Below are 17685 nucleotides of genomic sequence, written 5' to 3' on the forward strand. Positions count from 1 at the left end.
CTTACGGGAGGAATAAGCGCGCTGATTTTTTTGCGGCGCAGTTCATCGTGACAGAGCCGGGTATCGTAAGCCCCGTCTGCCGCGGCTGCCCTGATTTTTCTGTGAGTCTGCCGGATAAGGCCCGGGAAGGCTTCTGAGTCCGTGACGTTATTCAGCGACAGGTCTGCACAGACAACTTCATGTGTGTTGCTGTCAACAGCAAGATGCAACTTTCGCCAGATACGACGGCGCTCTTTGCCGTGCTTTCTGACTTTCCATTCGCCTTCACCAAAGACCTTCAGCCCGGTGGAATCAATCACCAGGTGTGCGATTTCACCCCGGGTGGACGTTTTGAAACTGACATTAACCGACTTTGCCCGCTTACTGACACTGGTGTAATCCGGGCAGCGCAACGGAAGATTCATCAGTGTAAAAATGGAATCAATAAAACCCTGTGCAGCCCGCAGGGTCAACCTGAACACGCGTTTAATGACCAGAACGGTGGTGATGGCGAGATCAGAATAGCGCTGAGGTCTTCCCCGTGATGAAGGCGTTGCCGACTCATACCAGGCCTGAATAGCTTCATCATCCAGCCAGAAAGTTATGGAGCCACGGTTGATGAGGGCTTTATTGTAGGTGGGCCAGTTGGTGATTCTGAACTTTTGCTTTGCCACGGAATGGTCTGTGTTGTCGGGAGGATGCGTGATCTGATCCTTCAACTCAGCAAAAGTTCGATTTATTCAACAAAGCCTATGCAGACCGTAACCGTGCAGTGGCTAATCAGCGAATGACCGGGAGTAATGCGCGGTGGAAATGGACAACAGATTACAACCGTCGCTCGATAGCGGAAACGGCGCTGTACCGGGTAAAACAGCTGTTCGGGGGTTCACTGACGCTGCGTGACTACGATGGTCAGGTTGCGGAGGCTATGGCCCTGGTACGAGCGCTGAACAAAATGACGAAAGCAGGTATGCCTGAAAGCGTGCGTATTGCCTGAAAACACAACCCGCTACGGGGGAGACTTACCCGAAATCTGATTTATTCAACAAAGCCTATTAAAATTAGACATGCTTATGGCTCACATTTCCAGATAGTATTTTGCACCCCACTACCTTTCGGTAAGTTCGGGTTCATATTAGCGCTATGGAGATAAACTGCTTTCGATTTGCCATATTGCTGGCACGCCTTAACAGCAGTGTTATGCAAACTATCCAGCCCGTACCAAGCATCGGACTGAATACTGACCTTTTCACCATCATTATACTGGACTGCTGCGCACCCCGACAGAGCACCTATAATCACAACACCTATAAACAGTCGAATCCTTTTCATTGCGTTCCCCTACGATTACTGAGGCGGATTATAGGGTATGCAGCAAAACCTTTCGAGTGGAATATGAGAGCCAAAACAGCCCAAGAACAAACAGTCATTGGGTTGAGGGATCTACCGCGCACCCTTCGAATCTCATCTGAGTATCAGCGCCACAACAATGACGACTAATAGCACCAGATCTAGCAGCAGCCCCGCCAGTCGCCAGGCAACAAGTAACGCGATAGTGAACAACACCCAGAAACACAGCCTGCGCAGCATGATTATTTACCGTTGGTGCCGAGCACCCGGCTCAGGTTTTTCAACAGGACAGTCGAGGCCGTTTCCAGCATGTCATCACCCGCATCGGTATTGGCGATCACCAGCGTCTTAGTGCAAGGAACCTTCACCTTCGAATCGCTCAGCCAACCGGATTCGGTCACCGCCTTTTTCAGTTCGTACACAGGTTTCCCGTTAGGCAACTTATGGTAATGGTGCCAACTTACTGATTTAGTGTATGATGGTGGTTTTGAGGTGCTCCCGTGGCTTCAATTCCCATCAGTTGCCCCACTTGTTCAGCTACCGAAGGCGCCGTGCGTAACGGTAAAAGTACTGCCGGACATCAGCGCTATCTCTGCTCTCACTGCCGTAAAACATGGCAGCTACAGTTCACTTACACCGCCTCTCAGCCCGGTACACACCAGAAAATTATTGATATGGCCATGAATGGCGTCGGATGTCGCGCCAGTGCACGCATTATGGGCGTTGGCCTCAACACGGTTTTACGACACTTAAAAAACTCAGGCCGCAGTCGGTAAACTCACGCATACAACCGGGCAGTGACGTCATTGTTTGCGCGGAAATGGACGAACAGTGGGGTTACGTCGGCGCTAAATCACGCCAGCGCTGGTTGTTTTACGCGTATGACAGGATACGGAGGACGGTTGTGGCGCACGTCTTCGGTGAACGCACTCTGGCCACACTGGAGTGCTGTCGGCCTTTGAGGTCGTGGTATGGATGACGGATGGCTGGCTGCTTTATGAATCACGCCTGAAGGGAGAACTGCACGTTATCAGCAAGCGATATACGCAGCGCATTGAGCGGCATAACCTGAATCTGAGACAACATCTGGCAAGGCTGGGACGGAAGTCACTGTCGTTCTCAAAATCGGTGGAGCTGCATGACAAAGTCATCGGGCATTATCTGAACATAAAACACTATCAGTAAGTTGGAGTCATTACCCATTTTCTTGTCTCATGACTTTACAGACATTGGGCATCTCCTCTGAAGTTATATGCGGACATACAATCTCTGCCTTGGGGTGGAAAGCAAACACATCCAACAATATTATGCAATAAATAAATTGTAATTATGTTCTTCGCCAACGCAAGAACACACCATCACTTTAATATTTTTAATATAAAAAACAATCATATACATTGAAATGCAGCAAATAAACACCCAAAAACGCAATAATAATGCTTCAAAAAAAAAGATCACCGCAATTATTTTAAAACCTAATCTCTTACCCTTTCCGGGTGAATTATCCCCCACAGACGATTTCCTCCCGGAAGGAGAACAATATGCAACAAGAAGCTTTAGGTATGGTCGAGACTAAAGGTCTGACTGCAGCAATAGAAGCTGCTGATGCGATGGTCAAATCAGCCAATGTCGTGCTCATTGGTTACGAAAAAATTGGTTCTGGTCTGGTAACAGTACTCGTACGCGGAGATGTGGGTGCAGTCAAAGCAGCCACAGATGCGGGTTGTGCCTCTGCTCGTCAGATCGGCGATGTCATCGCTACCCATGTCATTCCACGTCCGCATTCTGATGTTGAAAAACTTCTGCCAGCAGGCCTTAAACCATCTGAAGGAGTTAAATAATGAGTACCGATAACCTCGTAGAAAATATTATTGCCGAGGTGCTCGGAAAAGTTGGGGATTTGAAAACCCCGTCCGCCGCATCCCAGCCGGTGATATCTCAGCAGGAGCCCGCTATCCCAAGAAAACTTTGCGGTTTAACCGAGTTCGTCGGGACGGCAATGGGCGACAGTATCGGCCTTGTAATTGCCAACGTTGACAGCGCCTTGCTGGATGCCATGCATCTGGAGAAGAAATACCGCTCAATAGGCATCCTTGGTGCACGTACTGGTGCGGGCCCGCAGATCATGGCGGCTGATGAAGCTGTCAAAGCCACAAATACTGAAGTCGTTGCAATTGAGCTGGCCCGTGACACTAAAGGCGGCGCGGGACACGGTTCACTAGTGCTGTTCGGTGGTCAAGACGTTTCCGATGTGAAACGGGCTGTGGAAGTGGCGCTTGGCGAACTTGAGCGTACTTTCGGTGATATTTACGCCAACGCAGCAGGTCATGTGGAACTCCAGTACACCGCACGCGCCAGCTACGCTCTGGAAAAAGCATTTGGCGCCCCCCTTGGACGCGCCTGTGGCGTGATTGTTGGTGCCCCAGCAGCGATTGGTGTGCTGATGGCAGACACGGCGATCAAATCTGCCAATGTGGATGTGGTGGCTTACAACTCCCCGGCAAAAGGCACCAGCTTTACTAACGAAGTTATTCTGATTGTTTCCGGTGACTCCGGTGCTGTGCGCCAGGCGGTGAGTTCTGCACGTGATGTAGGTCTGACTCTGCTGGAAACGATGGGTGGCAAAGCGCCTTCAGCCACAACCCCTTATATCTGATTTTCATGTAGTGGAGAAAAAGAAATGAGCCAATTATCACAGGCTTTTGGTGAACCAACTGACCGAATTCGTGCCTTACGGGAACAAATCCTTGATACGACCCCCTGCATTGAGACAGATCGTGCCCGCCTGATCACCGAGTCCTACAAGGAAACGGAATCCCTGCCCATGATCATCCGTCGCGCCAAAGCGCTTGAAAAGATCCTTGCGGAATTGCCAGTCACCATCCGGGCAGGTGAACTAATCGTTGGTAGTCTGACGGTCACTCCTCATTCCACACAAATTTACCCGGAGTACTCAAATAGCTGGCTTCAGGATGAATTCGATCGTTTGAATCTGCGTAAAGGCGACCGTTTTACCATAACCGATGAAGCGAAACAGCAACTGGATAGCCTATTTGGCTACTGGCGGGGAAAAACGACGAATGAACTGGCTACATCCTATATGTTGCCTGAAACGCTTGATTGTATGGCAGAAAATGTCTTCACGGTCGGCAACTATTACTTTAATGGCGTCGGTCATATAGCAGTGGACTACTCGCGTGTTCTCGCTCGTGGATACAAAGGCATCATTCAGGATGTTGTTGCAGCAATGGCCAGTGCTGATAAAAAAGATCCAGCTTTTCTGAAAAAAGAATCGTTCTACAAGGCGGTCATTATTTCCTGTAAAGCAGCAATCAATTTTGCACATCGTTACGCGGTCAAAGCCCGTATTCTCGCGGAACAGGCCTCACCAGTCCGTAAAAAAGAGCTGCTGAAGATTGCTGAAATCTGTGAAAAAGTACCTGAAAATGGTGCAAGTAATTTCTATGAAGCCTGCCAGTCATTCTGGTTTGCCCATGCCATTATTCAACTTGAATCCAACGGGCATTCTATCTCCCCAGCGCGTTTCGATCAGTACATGTACCCTTACCTGGAAAAAGACAGTTCCCTGAGCGAGGAACAGGCGCAGGAACTGCTGGACTGTCTGTGGCTCAAGTTCAACGACGTTAACAAGGTTCGTGATGAAGGCTCGACCAAAGGTTTTGGTGGCTATCCGATGTTCCAGAACCTGATCGTTGGCGGTCAAACCAGCGGTGGACAGGACGCCACAAACAGACTGTCCTTTATGGCCATGACGGCTACCGCCCATGTCCGTCTGCATGAGCCTTCACTGTCAGTACGTGTCTGGTCAAAATCTCCGGACGATTTGTTACTGAAGGCCTGTGAAGTCAGTCGTCTTGGTATGGGGATCCCGGCTTATTACAACGATGAAGTTGTTATCCCTGCATTGATTAACCGTGGCCTGACCCTGGAAGATGCGCGGGAATACGGCATCATCGGTTGCGTCGAACCTCAACGTCCGGGAAAAACAGAAGGCTGGCACGACGCTGCGTTTTATAACATGAGTAAGGTACTGGAAATCACTCTGAACAACGGGCGCTGCGGGGATAAACAACTCGGCCCCAAAACTGGTGAGCTGGAGTCGTTCCAGAGTATTGAAGACATCATTGAAGCTTATCGTAAACAGAACGAATATTTTGTCTATCATCTCGCAATGGCCGATAACAGTGTTGACCTCGCTCATATGGAACGGGCCCCCCTGCCATTCCTGTCCTGTATGGTGGATGACTGTATCAGTCGAGGTAAAAGTGTTCAGGAAGGCGGCGCCCATTATAACTTCACGGGTCCGCAAGGTGTCGGCGTTGCCAATGTGGGCGACTCGCTGATGGCTATCAAACGTCTGGTATTTGAAGAAGGCAAGTTATCACTGGGTCATCTGAAAGAAGCACTAGATGCCAATTTCGGTGTCTCTGGCGGGATAGAGAAACCTGATACTACAGCAACTGAAAGCGCGCCGAAACAGGACGCAACCTATGAACTGGTCCTTGAGGCCGTGAAGAAAGTGCTGGGGGAAAACGGCGCACTTGCACTCACCTCACTTAATAACAACCCGCCAGAGCCTGTCAAAGGGGCTGATGCCGGGCTGACAGCAGTGCGTCAGTTACTCATTAATGGCGCCCCCAAATTCGGTAATGACATTGACGAAGTGGATATGCTGGCCCGTACTGGTGCTGAAATTTACTGTCACGAGGTAGAAAAATATACCAACCCTCGAGGCGGTTTATTCCAGGCTGGCTTATATCCGGTATCCGCTAATGTGGCTCTCGGCGAGAGCGTCGGGGCAACTCCAGATGGACGTCTGGCCGGCCAGCCGCTTCCTGATGGAGTATCGCCTAGCAGAGGCATGGATACAAAAGGTCCAACCGCTGCCGCCAACTCAGTAGCCAAGCTGGATCACTTCCTGGCCTCTAATGGCACACTGTTTAATCAGAAATTCCATCCGGCAGCTCTGAAAGGCGATGAGGGATTACACCATCTGGCAGCCCTACTGCGTGGTTATTTCGATCAGAAAGGCATGCATGTTCAGTTCAATGTGGTCGACCGTAATACACTGCTGGCAGCACAAAAAGAACCAGAAAAATATCGTGATCTGGTTGTGCGTGTGGCGGGTTACAGTGCGCAATTTGTCTCACTGGATAAAAGCGTACAGGACGATATTATCCTGCGAACCGAACATGTCTTTTAATTGACAGCTGGCCGGATTTTTCAACACAAGGATGTTATCTGATGATGATTATTTTCCTTGTTTTTCCAGACAAGGAAAATACATCCAGCTAATAACATGCTGAACATCTGCATGAAGAAAAGAAATAAAGGCATTGACATGACGGAAATTGATTACGCGCAGACTGGCACCGTATTTAATATACAAAAATTCTCCTTACATGATGGTCCGGGCATACGCACAATTGTATTCCTGAAAGGCTGTTATCTGGCATGTAAATGGTGCAGTAATCCGGAATCACAGCACACTGAACCGGAAATATTTTACTACGAACGCAATTGTATCCATTGCGGACGCTGCGTATCCGCCTGCCCCGTTGGGGCTATAGATGCCTCACGTCCAGGGCTTATTGACCGGAATACCTGTATTCATTGTGGAGCTTGCGCTGAGGTCTGCCCGGCTGGCGCGATGGTCCAGTCAGGTAAGAAAATGTCGGTGGTGGAGGTTATAGACGAACTGCGTAAAGATGAGACGCATTACCGCCGCTCAGGTGGAGGTATTACATTGTCCGGTGGCGAGGCACTGGCTCAGCCAGCATTTGCGGCAGCATTGCTGGCTGCCTGCAAAGCCAGAGGATGGCATACAGCAATGGAAACCACCGGAATAGCCTCCCGGGCTGTGCTGGAAAAGGTCATTCCGTTACTTGATCTCGTATTGCTCGACATCAAAACCTTTTATAGTGAACGACATAAGGAATTTACGGGGCATCCAAATGAAACGGTTTTACGTAATGCACTGATAATTTCAAAACTGGCAAAGAATGTCGCCGTTCGGATCCCGGTAATTCCTGGATTTAATGATGATGAACAAAGTATTGAGGCTATTGCCAGATTTGTTACGCACATGAAAAATGTGTCGCGATTACATTTATTACCCTATCACAACTATGGTCAGAATAAATATAACCTGCTCGGCAGAACGTACGACATGATTGAAATAAAACCACCGGAAGAAAGTCGTATGCATAAATATAAAGACATTGTGACATCCCTTGGAATCGACTGCGTCATCGGCGGGTAACCGGTAGTTTTTTAAACTTTTGCAGGAAACGATTATGAACACAACCTTACCGACATTAAAGCAGGAGTGCCTTGCCGAATTTCTGGGCACCGGACTCTTTCTGTTTCTTGGTATCAGTTGCCTCGCAGCGATGAAACTGGCTGGCGCCAGTTTCGGTTTGTGGGAGATCTGTATTGTCTGGGGACTGAGTGTCGCACTCGGCGTTTACCTCACTGCGGGAATATCCGGAGGGCATCTTAATCCGGCAGTCACTATCGCATTGTGGCTTTTCGGCAATTTCAGTGCCCATAAGGTCTTACCTTACATCCTGTGTCAGATGATGGGCGCTTTTGGCGGAGCCATGGTGGTCTACCTGCTTTACCATAATCTGTTTATTGATTATGAACTGGCACACCATATTCAACGCGGCAGCATGGACAGCCTTGCACAGGCGGGTATTTTCACGACGTTTCCCCATCCGGAAATTAATCTGCTTCAGGCTTTTGCCAGTGAAACCATCGGAACGCTGACGCTGATGTGCCTGATCATGGCGCTGACCGACGACGGCAACGGTGTTCCTCGCGGTCCGCTGGCACCGCTACTGATTGGGATTTCCGTGGCCCTGATTGGGGTTGCCATCGGTGCACTGACGGGTTTTGCGCTGAATCCGGCAAGGGATTTAGGTCCCCGTCTGTTCAGCTATCTGGCTGGCTGGAGTAGTAATGCTTTAACAGGCGGACGTGCATTCCCCTACTTCATTATACCTCTCGTCGCACCGATCTTCGGAGCCTGCCTTGGCGCTGCGCTGTATCGCGGTCTGACCAGGTTGCCACTTCTGCCAGGCAAAGGGGGCCAGGGAAAAAGCCTTTCTCTGCCGGAATAATTATCTCCAGTCCCGGCAGGGACTGGAGCTGAAGATGAACTTTACACAAGAAACTCAGGAGTAAAAGAGAAATGAACAATGCGCTTGGAATGATCGAAACCTATGGACTGATTGGTGCCATCGTAGGTGCAGATGCCATGGTCAAATCGGCAAACGTCCAGTTGGTGGGTTACGAAAAAATTGGTTCCGGCCTGGTTACCGTCATGGTACGAGGTGATGTCGGTGCGGTAAAAGCTTCGGTGGAAGCGGGCTCCGCAGCTGCAGCCGGTGTGGGCCAGGTGAAATCAACTCACGTCATCCCACGTCCTCATAATGAGGTAGAAACGCTGTTGCCTGTTTATCAGGCCGTAACGGCAGAGTGAAAAATTAACAAGGAAAAGGGGGAGCTTGTGCAACATTCTCTTGGCCTTATCGAAGTCTCGGGTATGTCTCTGGCGATAACTGTTGCTGATGTGATGGTGAAAACCGCCCAGATCAGATTGATCGGCGTGGAAAGAACCATCGGGTCTGGCTGGATGCTGGTGAAAATTGCAGGCGATGTTGCTGCAGTGCGTACGGCTCTATCGGCCGGAGAAGAAACAGCCAGAGCACATCAGGGATTTGTTGCCTGCACCACAATTGCCCGGCCAGCGAAAGAAATCAGTGTACTGGCTTCAACAACTAAACCGCCCCGAGATGAGCTTGTTCAGAAGACAACCGCTCTCCCGGCCATTACCCTCACGGCATCCGCCGCCCATACCACAACCGGACCTGAATCCGTTCAGGAGGATCCGGACGCAGAAAAGGCAGTGCCCCCGGTCAAGCAGGCTGCCGAGGGCAGCACCGACAATATCATTCAGGTCGATGCTATCAATGAACCTGTGGAAATGGCCGGGGAAATCAGTAAACCGAACGCTTCAGCAAAGTCTCCTCCTGATGAATATGGTGAAAAACAATCTGTGGAGACGGTCAAAGCATTTCCGGCCACGGGAGATATCGCTACTGACCACGATATTCCGACAGCGTCAGCGGGAACCGTTGCCGTTGTGCAGCATGTCAAACCCGGAATATCTCTGCATCAGTTTCATACTCAGGTGAAACCTGATGATGAAACTGCAGATGCGGGTAGCCAACAGACAAGAGAGAGAAAACAGGCTGTCGCCATAACAGCAGAATTACTGGTGACATGCAAAATCTGTGGAGATCCTTCATGTCCGCGGCATAAAGGCCAGCCACGCAGTAGATGTATTCACAATCAGAAATCGATATTGAGGTAAATCAATGGATCACGATCTGATCACAAAACTGACCGGTCAGGTAATTGCGCAGATGCGGCAACGAACGATTCCGCTGGGTATATCAAACCGGCATGTTCATTTGTCGGCAAAAGATTACCAGAGTCTGTTTCCTGGACAGACTCTAAAAATTAAAAAGCCCCTTGGTCAGCCCGGGCAATTTGCGGCAGAGCAGACCGTTTCCTTAATCGGTCCACGAGGTCAGTTGAAAAACGTACGTATACTGGGGCCGTTGCGGGGACAAACACAGGTGGAAATCTCGTACACCGATGCCAGACAAATTGGCCTGACGGCGCCACTCCGCCTGTCAGGTGATCTGACAGGAAGTGCCTCTGTCACGCTGAAAAGCGAGATCGGAGAAATTAATCTCACCGAGGGAGTCATCATCGCTCGCAGACATATTCATATGTCGCCATTGGACGCTGCGATATTTGGCGTAACACAAGGAGAAACCGTGAAAGTCGGGATTGAAGGCACCGATCGAAAACTGATTTTTGATGATGTCTGTATCCGGGTCGCTGAGGATATGCGTCTTGAAATGCATATTGATACTGATGAAGCGAATGCTGCCGGTATTGATGGAGGCCAGGCAGTGGCAAGACTTCTCCTGACAAAACGCTAATGCAGGTGTGCCTATGCTGGACATGATCGTCTCAAGGGTCATTACACTTTTACAGGAAAGAGAAAGCCGGAGTTTACGGGTGACCCAGGCCGAGCTAGCGGCAGGCTTATCAAAAACGGTTTATTTGCATAATGCACAACTGATATTGCCCTTACCAGATCTGGCTTTTATTCAGAGTCTGGTTGCCTATGATCACCACCACCCGGCAGTGGCAACTGTCCTGGAAGCATGGGCATATGGCGTACGGTTACACCTTCAGATCCACCAGCAATTACTGACCGCACTGCCACTGCGAGAGTTACGCCGCCTTCCGGTCACACTCACTGACCATCTGAGTACACCGGTGCAACTGGCAACTGCAGCTGGCCTCAGCTATGCCAGCGTTATTCACTGGCGCGATTGCTGGGTTTTACTGGAAAAGCAGACGCTGATTACCGCCCTCGCTCGGGAAGTAATGGAAAGACAGAACATCAAACTAATATGGCAGGAGTAACGCAATGCAACTGGCGAAAGTCGTAGGGTCAGTGGTGTCGACGCAAAAATCTGCATCCCTGACAGGTAAAAAATTGATGGTCGTTACTTTAGTTAATCTGGACGGCTCCACACCGCATTTCCAGGAAAACACCCAGGAGGTTGCTGTGGATTCTATGGGAGCAGGCGAAGGAGAGCTGGTTCTGGTCAGCCGTGGCTCTTCAGCCAGAAAGATCTTTCCGGAACCAAATCAGGCCATTGATCTGGCCATCGTCGGCATCGTCGATACCATCGATCGGTTTTAGCCTCGGTCGGCTGTTACAGGAGAAACAGAGCTATGCCAGAACAGGATATAGCATCCCTTATCAGAGAGCATCGCATATTGCTGGAGGAGGCCGTCGGCGAAGTTATCCGCCAGTACCCTCAGTCACTTTCGCCATCGGAAAACTTCAGTAAGCACATTTTCAGTTCAGAGCAGTTGAAAAACATTATCGATACTGTTCTGGCGGAGGCGTGGCAGCAAAGCGCCATGGTAGTTATCACCTTGTGTGACGAAAAAGGCGAATGTGTTCTGACTTACCGCATGCCGGGTGCATCGGCAGAAGATATTGCTGTCGCCGAGCTTGCGGCCGAAGCCGCGGTACGTTTCGCTAAAGATAATAAACAGATCATTGACCCCACACCACATAACGTCATTGGCGGGATTGATACCTCCCGCGGAGGTTGTGTCGTGAATTGTGCGGGAAAAGTGATCGGTGGGGTCGGAATTAGCGGCGCATCCGCTGAAAAAAATCATCTTATTGCATTACGGGCTGTCGACAGCCTTAAATCAGGGAGTCAAAAATGAATACCACTGAACTGGAGAATATGATCCGCACTATTCTTGCTGATAATCTGACAGGGATCGCTACTGCCCCTGGAAATATTCAGCACACTATCTTCGCTCGTGTGGAAGATGCTATCACTGCCAGCTACGATGCCTATAAAAAATACTTGGCAGAACCTCTGGCACTTCGAACCAGGATTATTACTGCCCTGAAGGAAGAGCTGGCACCCTGGATCAAAGAGATGTCCGAACGCGCCGCAGAAGAAACCGGCATGGGTAATGCACTCGACAAAATCAGTAAAAATACTGCGGCACTGAATAATACTCCAGGGATTGAGGATTTGACCACAAGCGCCCTGACTGGCGATGGTGGCATGGTTTTGTTCGAACTTTCCCCCTTTGGAGTCATTGGCGCTATCGCCCCCAGCACCAATCCGACCGAAACTATCATTAACAACACCATCAGTATGCTGGCCGCTGGTAATGCTGTCTACTTCAGCCCCCATCCTGGCGCAAAGAAGGTATCTTTGTGGCTTATTGAAAAAATCGAAGACATCATTTATCGGGTAAGCGGGATCCGGAATCTGGTTACCACCGTCGCAGAGCCCACCTTTGACGCCACTCGCGAAATGATGTCAGATCCGCGCATTGCTCTGCTTGTGGTTACAGGCGGCCCGGCAATTGTCAATATGGCCATGAAAACCGGTAAAAAAGTTATCGGTGCCGGCCCAGGTAACCCCCCTGTACTGGTGGATGAAACTGCCTGTCCGGTCAAAGCTGCCAAAGATATCGTTGATGGTGCCTCTTTCGATCATAACGTCCTTTGCATCGCCGAAAAATGCGTCATCGTGGTCGATAGCATCGCCGATCGCCTCGTAGAAAATATGCAGAAAAACGATGCCTTTCTGGTAAAAACACCCGGTGATATTGCCAGACTGCGCCAGGTCGTTATCAATGACAAAGGAGAAGCAAACAAGAAACTGGTAGGCAAAAGCCCGGCAGTGATCCTGCAGGCTGCTGATCTGAACACATCAACGGCACCGCGACTGATTATTGTGGAAGTGGAGCAGGACGATCCGCTGGTGATGGTCGAACAATTGATGCCGGTTCTGCCTGTTGTGCGGGTCAGGGATTTTGAGACAGGGCTGGCACTGGCGCTGAAAGTGGAAAACGATCAGCACCATACAGCCATAATGCATTCGCAGAATGTTTCCCGTCTGAACCTGGCCGCGAAGACCATGCAAACTTCAATATTTGTGAAAAATGGCCCTTCTTATGCTGGGCTGGGCATTGAGGCTGAGGGTTTTACCACCTTTACTATTGCAACTCCCACTGGCGAGGGGACAACATCTGCACGGAGCTTCGCCCGTAAACGCCGTTGTGTACTGACTAATGGATTTTCCATCCGCTAAGTGGAGGATGTGAAGATGTCCCTGTTCACGGTAAAAACGCGGGTGTATAGCGGAGCCGACAGTTTATCCTGGCTCAGAACGCTTCACGGTAAAAAGATCTGGATCGTCTGCGATGGTTTTCTGGCTGGTAGCCCCAATCTGAAAATGGTCACCGACAATATCCATGAGGACAACACTGTCGCTCTGTTTAGCGATATCATCCCCGATCCGCCTATCGCTACAGTGGTAGCAGGTATCGAGGCGATGAGCGCAATAAAGCCGGAGGTAGTGATCGGTTTCGGCGGTGGGTCGGCACTGGATTCAGCGAAGGCAATGATATTCTTTGGTCGCAGGCTTGGCATAAAGATTGAGAACTTCGTTGCAATCCCCACTACCAGTGGTACGGGCTCTGAAGTCACCAGCGCCAGCGTTATCAGCGATCCGGCCAGCAGGATAAAGTATCCGTTGTTTGATGACAGTCTTTATCCTGATATAGCGCTTCTTGAACCGCGGCTGGTGTTGAGCGTACCACCGGCAGTAACAGCCAATACCGGACTTGACGTACTGACGCATGCACTTGAGGCATATGTGGCCAAAGGCGCTACGGACTTTACTGATGCACTGGCGGAAAAAGCAGCACAACTGGTCATCGGTTGCCTGCCCGTCGTATATCGGGACGGTAATGAACTGGAGGCCCGTACCCGGATGCATAACGCTTCCACACTAGCCGGTATCGCCTTCAGCCAGGCAGGACTGGGAATGAACCATGCCATCGCCCATCAACTGGGTGGTCAACTGCATATTCCCCATGGGCTTGCCAACGCCCTGTTGCTGCGTCATGTGATCCAGTTCAACAGTCGTGATTTCGCCGTTCGTGCAAAATATGCACGGTTAAGTAAACTGTGTGGACTGGCAAACTTCCAGTCGGCGGATGAATATTGTGTTACGAGTCTAATCACCCATCTGCACAATCTCATGAAGCAGGTTAATGTCGTGGACAACCTTAGCGCATTAAATATCGCTCGCGAACAGGTAATGACTGCTGAAAATGCCATGATTACAGCCGCTTTACAAGATGCCTGTCTATCCACCAATCCGGTAACCGTATCGGGTACGGATATACGTGCTATTCTTAGAGCGATAATATAGAGTCAGGATCAAAAAATTCAAGCCGGAAAAACTTTAAGTTACGTGATTTTTCCGGCTTTTTTTTTAAATTTTCAATCCGCCGAACATGTTATATAAATCATATCCGTTTCTTAGATACTGGATAGTCATTACAGAATCATCCCTTTCAATCAATCCAACCAAATAATAGCCATTCAATTAAAATGACTCAGATCAAGAAATCAATATTTTAAAGCTCCAACAGTAAAATGTGATGTGGCACCATTTACAATGGTTTTAAAAAAGAGTATATCATATAGCATAGTCACGAATGTAATGGATTTATCTTTGTGAACGTCCAAGAATAACTAACTAATCACAACTTTTATTACCAGGTAAAAATGAGAAACGCCCACGATATACTTGACAATATTGTATACGATTTTGCCAATGCCACTGGTCTGGGTTCTGTTGCTGTAGATCTGAATGGCAAAGAGATATCCCCATGGTATAATTTTACTTCTTTCTGCCAGCAAGTCAGAAAAATCGCAGCTTACCATCCCTATTGCCAGCAATGTGATCGTTGCGGTGGTTTTGAAAGTACGAAAGCACAGCATATTCAATGTTATCGCTGTCATGCTGGACTTGTAGACTTCTCCATTCCAATATTCATTAACGGTAATCTGACAGGGTTTGTTTCTTGCGGGCAAGCCCGTGTCACAGAAAAGCTACCATTACCCAAGATAGTGGAGAACGATAAAAACTTATCAAAAGAATCAAAGCTTATCGAATTGTATCATGAGGTACCTGAACTGAGCCTGATGAAAGTTAAATCTGCTGCCCACCTTTTGCACATTATTATAGAGAACTACATCAGTAATGAATATAATTTACGCGTAGTAAGGAATGTCAGTCCTGTTCAAAATCAGAAACTGAAAACATCGAGTCGACATCAGGCAACAATGGGAATGATACTCAATCACATAAACCAGAATTTTTCAGACAATATCAGCCTTGAGCAAATGGCCAGCAAAGCCAACCTGAGCATGTTTTACTTTTCCAGAACGTTTAAGGAGTTGACAGGCACAGGCTTCGCAACTTACTTAATAAATAAAAGAATGACGGAAGCTCATTGTCTCCTTGAACAAACAAACTGGAACATAGAAAAAATAGCTCGAAGTGTCGGTTATAATGATGTTCATTACTTCTCCCGCCTGTTTAAGAAAACGTTCAACAAGTCACCGTCAGAGTTCCGCAATTGAGCCTATACTCTAAATAATTCGAGTTGCAGGAAGGCGGCAAGCTTGTGAGTCCCCAGGAGCATAGATAACTATGTGACTGGGGTGAGCAAGCGCAGCCAACGCACATGCAACTTGAAGTATGACGAGTATAAATAGCTTATGTGGATACTTCCCCGATGCAAGCACGGGCAGATCTTTTTCTGACAAAGTAGCCACACATATATATCCGGCTTCGTGAGCCTGATGAACATCCGTACTCTCTCTGGCCTCACATTAGCGCCATGGATTGCTACAGCCCGGCTATAGACTGGCCCCCTGAATCTCCAGACAGTTGGTATCACTTAAGTTAGTGATAGTCTTAATACTAGTTTTTAGACTAGTCGTTGGAGTCCGAATGATTGATATTTTAGGTCCAGAGAAGCGCAGACGGCGAAGTGTTCAGGAAAAAATCGCCCTTGTTCAGCAGAGTTTTGAGCCCGGAATGACCGTGTCGCTGGTCGCCCGTCAGCATGGCGTTGCTGCCAGTCAGCTGTTCCTGTGGCGTAAGCAGTATCAGGAAGGCAGCCTTACAGCCGTTGCCGCAGGAGAACAGGTTGTGCCCGCGTCGGAGCTGGCATCTGCGATGAAGCAAATTAAAGAGCTGCAGCGCCTGTTGGGCAAGAAAACCATGGAAAACGAGCTGCTAAAAGAAGCCGTTGAATATGGCCGACAAAAAAAGTGGATAGCGCACGTGCCCTTGTTGCCGGAGGATGGCGAATAAGCCTTGTCAGTCGTTGCCTCCGGGTCTCACGTGCGCAACTGCATGCCATGGCCCGTCGGTCGAAGGACTGGCAGGATCGTCGGTGCAAGCGCAAGCCTGATGATACTGACGCGCTGGCCCGTATCCATACCGTTATCGGCGATCTGCCCACCTATGGTTATCGTCGGGTATGGGCACTGCTGCGCAGACAATCAGAAACTGACGACATGGCGGTGATCAATGCCAAACGCGTATACCGCATCATGCGTCAGAATGCGCTGCTGCTTGAGCGTAAACCGGAAATACCGCCATCGAAGCGGGCGCATACAGGGAAAGTGGCCGTTGGAGAAAGTAACCAGCGGTGGTGCTCTGACGGCTTCGAGTTCAGCTGTGATAACGGTGAAAAACTGCGGGTCACGTTCGCTCTGGACTGTTGCGATCGCGAGGCACTTTACTGGGCGGCCAGTAACGGTGGATATGACAGTGAAACCGTGCAGGACGTCATGCTGGGTGCCGTGGAGCGTCGCTTCGGTAACAGCCTGCCGACATCCCCAGTTGAGTGGCTGACAGACAACGGTTCAGCCTACCGTTCTTATCAGACGCGTCAGTTCGCCAGAATGGTAGGACTGGAGCCTAAACATACGGCGGTACGTAGCCCGGAAAGCAACGGGATGGCAGAGAGCTTCGTGAAAACGATGAAGCGCGATTACATCAGCATCATGCCGAAACCCGACGGGTTAACAGCGGTAAAGAACCTTGCGGAGGCCTTCGAACATTACAACGAATGGCATCCGCATAGTGCACTGGGGTATCGTTCGCCACGGGAATATCTGCGGCGGCGAACCAGTAATGGGTTAAGTGATAAAAAGTGTATGGAAATATAGGGGCCAATCCAGCTACAGCCCGGCTATTTAACCATACGCGGCGTAGTTTTCATCAAAGACGCGCTGGATTTCCTGTTTCAGATGGACGTCGTGTTTATCCTTGTTGCCGAGCCGTCCAGGGCAACGACGGCGTTGCTGATGCCAGTAATACGTCGACGGGGCAATATCCAGTTCATGACATGACATACTGGCCCGACCTCGTGTTCGCTACTGAGTTTTTCCAAATGCCGTCGCGCCTGCTCCACTGTGTGGTGGGCACTTCGTTGTGGACGATATCCAAATGAGCTGGGATGAAAAAGCTGTTCCGGCCTCGCTTCCACTATCAACTTGACAGTCATTTGCGCCACCCGGTCACCTACGGTAGGGCCTGAACTCACCGCCTCCTTTGGGGATAAATACCTGGCGAACCGGCGATGGCATATAACTCCCCGAACTCATCCGGTTCCATAACTTATACAAGCCGTTCCCCGAAGGCGGTGATGCTTTCCTTGTCCGGTACCGAGCAGGGTCAGCGTCAGAGCAAACGACTCGGACGTCGCCTCGCGGCCGGAGAGTTTCCAGAAAAGAAGCCCCTCCACCGGGAGCTGAATGGTAATTCGGTAAGGATGAAAGATGTCTAAAAAAATTATGTCAGGTCAATACTGGAAAAAAAACCG

17 protein-coding genes and 3 pseudogenes are annotated in these 17685 nt (G+C 49.6%); 17 read left to right on the plus strand and 3 right to left on the minus strand.

Going from position 1 to position 17685, the window contains the following annotated elements:
• Positions 1-5 precede the first annotated feature (5 nt).
• A pseudogene (locus Y71_RS29120) lies at positions 6-698 on the minus strand (IS5 family transposase); the annotation flags it as partial.
• Between the two features lie 32 nt (positions 699-730).
• On the opposite strand from Y71_RS29120, the pseudogene Y71_RS29125 reads away from it, so the two are divergent.
• A pseudogene (locus tag Y71_RS29125) lies at positions 731-976 on the plus strand (IS5/IS1182 family transposase); the annotation flags it as partial.
• A gap of 595 nt (positions 977-1571) precedes the next feature.
• On the opposite strand, the gene Y71_RS29135 reads toward Y71_RS29125, so the two are convergent.
• Positions 1572-1751, minus strand: a complete 180-nt coding sequence (locus Y71_RS29135; RefSeq protein WP_007372130.1) for a hypothetical protein — start codon at positions 1749-1751, stop codon at positions 1572-1574.
• 78 nt (positions 1752-1829) lie between these two features.
• On the opposite strand from Y71_RS29135, the pseudogene Y71_RS29140 reads away from it, so the two are divergent.
• From Y71_RS29140 to Y71_RS29220, 16 genes and pseudogenes are all read left to right on the plus strand, one after another.
• Positions 1830-2514 (plus strand): annotated as a pseudogene (locus Y71_RS29140) (IS1 family transposase).
• Positions 2515-2870: 356 nt separating this feature from the next.
• Complete coding sequence (gene pduA / locus Y71_RS29145; RefSeq protein ID WP_007372127.1) at positions 2871-3170, plus strand: propanediol utilization microcompartment protein PduA; 300 nt, start codon at positions 2871-2873, stop codon at positions 3168-3170.
• Positions 3170-3985: a propanediol utilization microcompartment protein PduB gene (pduB, locus tag Y71_RS29150; protein WP_007372126.1), complete on the plus strand. Its 816-nt coding sequence runs from the start codon at positions 3170-3172 to the stop codon at positions 3983-3985. The genes pduA and pduB overlap by 1 nt, the downstream gene beginning before the upstream one ends.
• Before the next feature lie 24 nt (positions 3986-4009).
• Positions 4010-6553, plus strand: coding sequence for a glycyl radical protein (locus tag Y71_RS29155; RefSeq protein WP_035942271.1), 2544 nt, complete (start codon positions 4010-4012; stop codon positions 6551-6553).
• A gap of 138 nt (positions 6554-6691) precedes the next feature.
• Entirely contained in the window at positions 6692-7612 is a 921-nt protein-coding gene (locus Y71_RS29160) for a glycyl-radical enzyme activating protein (protein WP_035942514.1), read from the plus strand.
• Between the two features lie 34 nt (positions 7613-7646).
• Positions 7647-8474: an MIP/aquaporin family protein gene (locus Y71_RS29165; protein ID WP_007372122.1), complete on the plus strand. Its 828-nt coding sequence runs from the start codon at positions 7647-7649 to the stop codon at positions 8472-8474.
• A 71-nt stretch (positions 8475-8545) separates the two neighbouring features.
• Complete coding sequence (locus Y71_RS29170; RefSeq protein ID WP_007372121.1) at positions 8546-8836, plus strand: BMC domain-containing protein; 291 nt, start codon at positions 8546-8548, stop codon at positions 8834-8836.
• 27 nt (positions 8837-8863) lie between these two features.
• Positions 8864-9730 carry a BMC domain-containing protein gene (locus Y71_RS29175; RefSeq protein ID WP_007372120.1) on the plus strand — a complete coding sequence of 289 codons (867 nt, stop codon included), beginning with the start codon at positions 8864-8866 and terminating at the stop codon, positions 9728-9730.
• 4 nt (positions 9731-9734) lie between these two features.
• The gene (locus tag Y71_RS29180; protein ID WP_007372119.1) at positions 9735-10370 is read left to right on the plus strand and encodes a phosphate propanoyltransferase; all 636 of its coding nucleotides are present in this window, start codon (positions 9735-9737) and stop codon (positions 10368-10370) included.
• 13 nt (positions 10371-10383) lie between these two features.
• Complete coding sequence (pduM, locus tag Y71_RS29185; protein ID WP_050998913.1) at positions 10384-10863, plus strand: microcompartment protein PduM; 480 nt, start codon at positions 10384-10386, stop codon at positions 10861-10863.
• A gap of 4 nt (positions 10864-10867) precedes the next feature.
• Positions 10868-11146 carry a EutN/CcmL family microcompartment protein gene (locus Y71_RS29190; protein ID WP_007372117.1) on the plus strand — a complete coding sequence of 93 codons (279 nt, stop codon included), beginning with the start codon at positions 10868-10870 and terminating at the stop codon, positions 11144-11146.
• Between the two features lie 32 nt (positions 11147-11178).
• Positions 11179-11688 (plus strand): heme-binding protein, encoded by a 510-nt coding sequence (locus Y71_RS29195; RefSeq protein WP_007372116.1) that lies wholly within the window; start codon positions 11179-11181, stop codon positions 11686-11688.
• Positions 11685-13079, plus strand: coding sequence for an aldehyde dehydrogenase family protein (locus Y71_RS29200; protein ID WP_007372115.1), 1395 nt, complete (start codon positions 11685-11687; stop codon positions 13077-13079). The genes Y71_RS29195 and Y71_RS29200 overlap by 4 nt, the downstream gene beginning before the upstream one ends.
• Before the next feature lie 15 nt (positions 13080-13094).
• Positions 13095-14207 (plus strand): 1-propanol dehydrogenase PduQ, encoded by a 1113-nt coding sequence (locus Y71_RS29205; RefSeq protein WP_007372114.1) that lies wholly within the window; start codon positions 13095-13097, stop codon positions 14205-14207.
• Between the two features lie 359 nt (positions 14208-14566).
• Positions 14567-15427: a PocR ligand-binding domain-containing protein gene (locus Y71_RS29210; RefSeq protein WP_007372113.1), complete on the plus strand. Its 861-nt coding sequence runs from the start codon at positions 14567-14569 to the stop codon at positions 15425-15427.
• Between the two features lie 373 nt (positions 15428-15800).
• A protein-coding gene (locus tag Y71_RS29220; protein ID WP_172745716.1) for an IS3-like element ISEc36 family transposase occupies positions 15801-17029 on the plus strand; the annotation gives its coding sequence in 2 pieces (ribosomal slippage) (positions 15801-16116 and positions 16116-17029; 1230 coding nt in all).
• 27 nt (positions 17030-17056) lie between these two features.
• Here the strand turns inward: Y71_RS29220 and Y71_RS30500 are convergent.
• Positions 17057-17215, minus strand: a complete 159-nt coding sequence (locus Y71_RS30500; RefSeq protein ID WP_007372384.1) for a hypothetical protein — start codon at positions 17213-17215, stop codon at positions 17057-17059.
• Positions 17216-17685: the final 470 nt, after the last annotated feature.

Source organism: Kosakonia radicincitans DSM 16656, from assembly GCF_000280495.2.
GTDB lineage: Bacteria > Pseudomonadota > Gammaproteobacteria > Enterobacterales > Enterobacteriaceae > Kosakonia > Kosakonia radicincitans.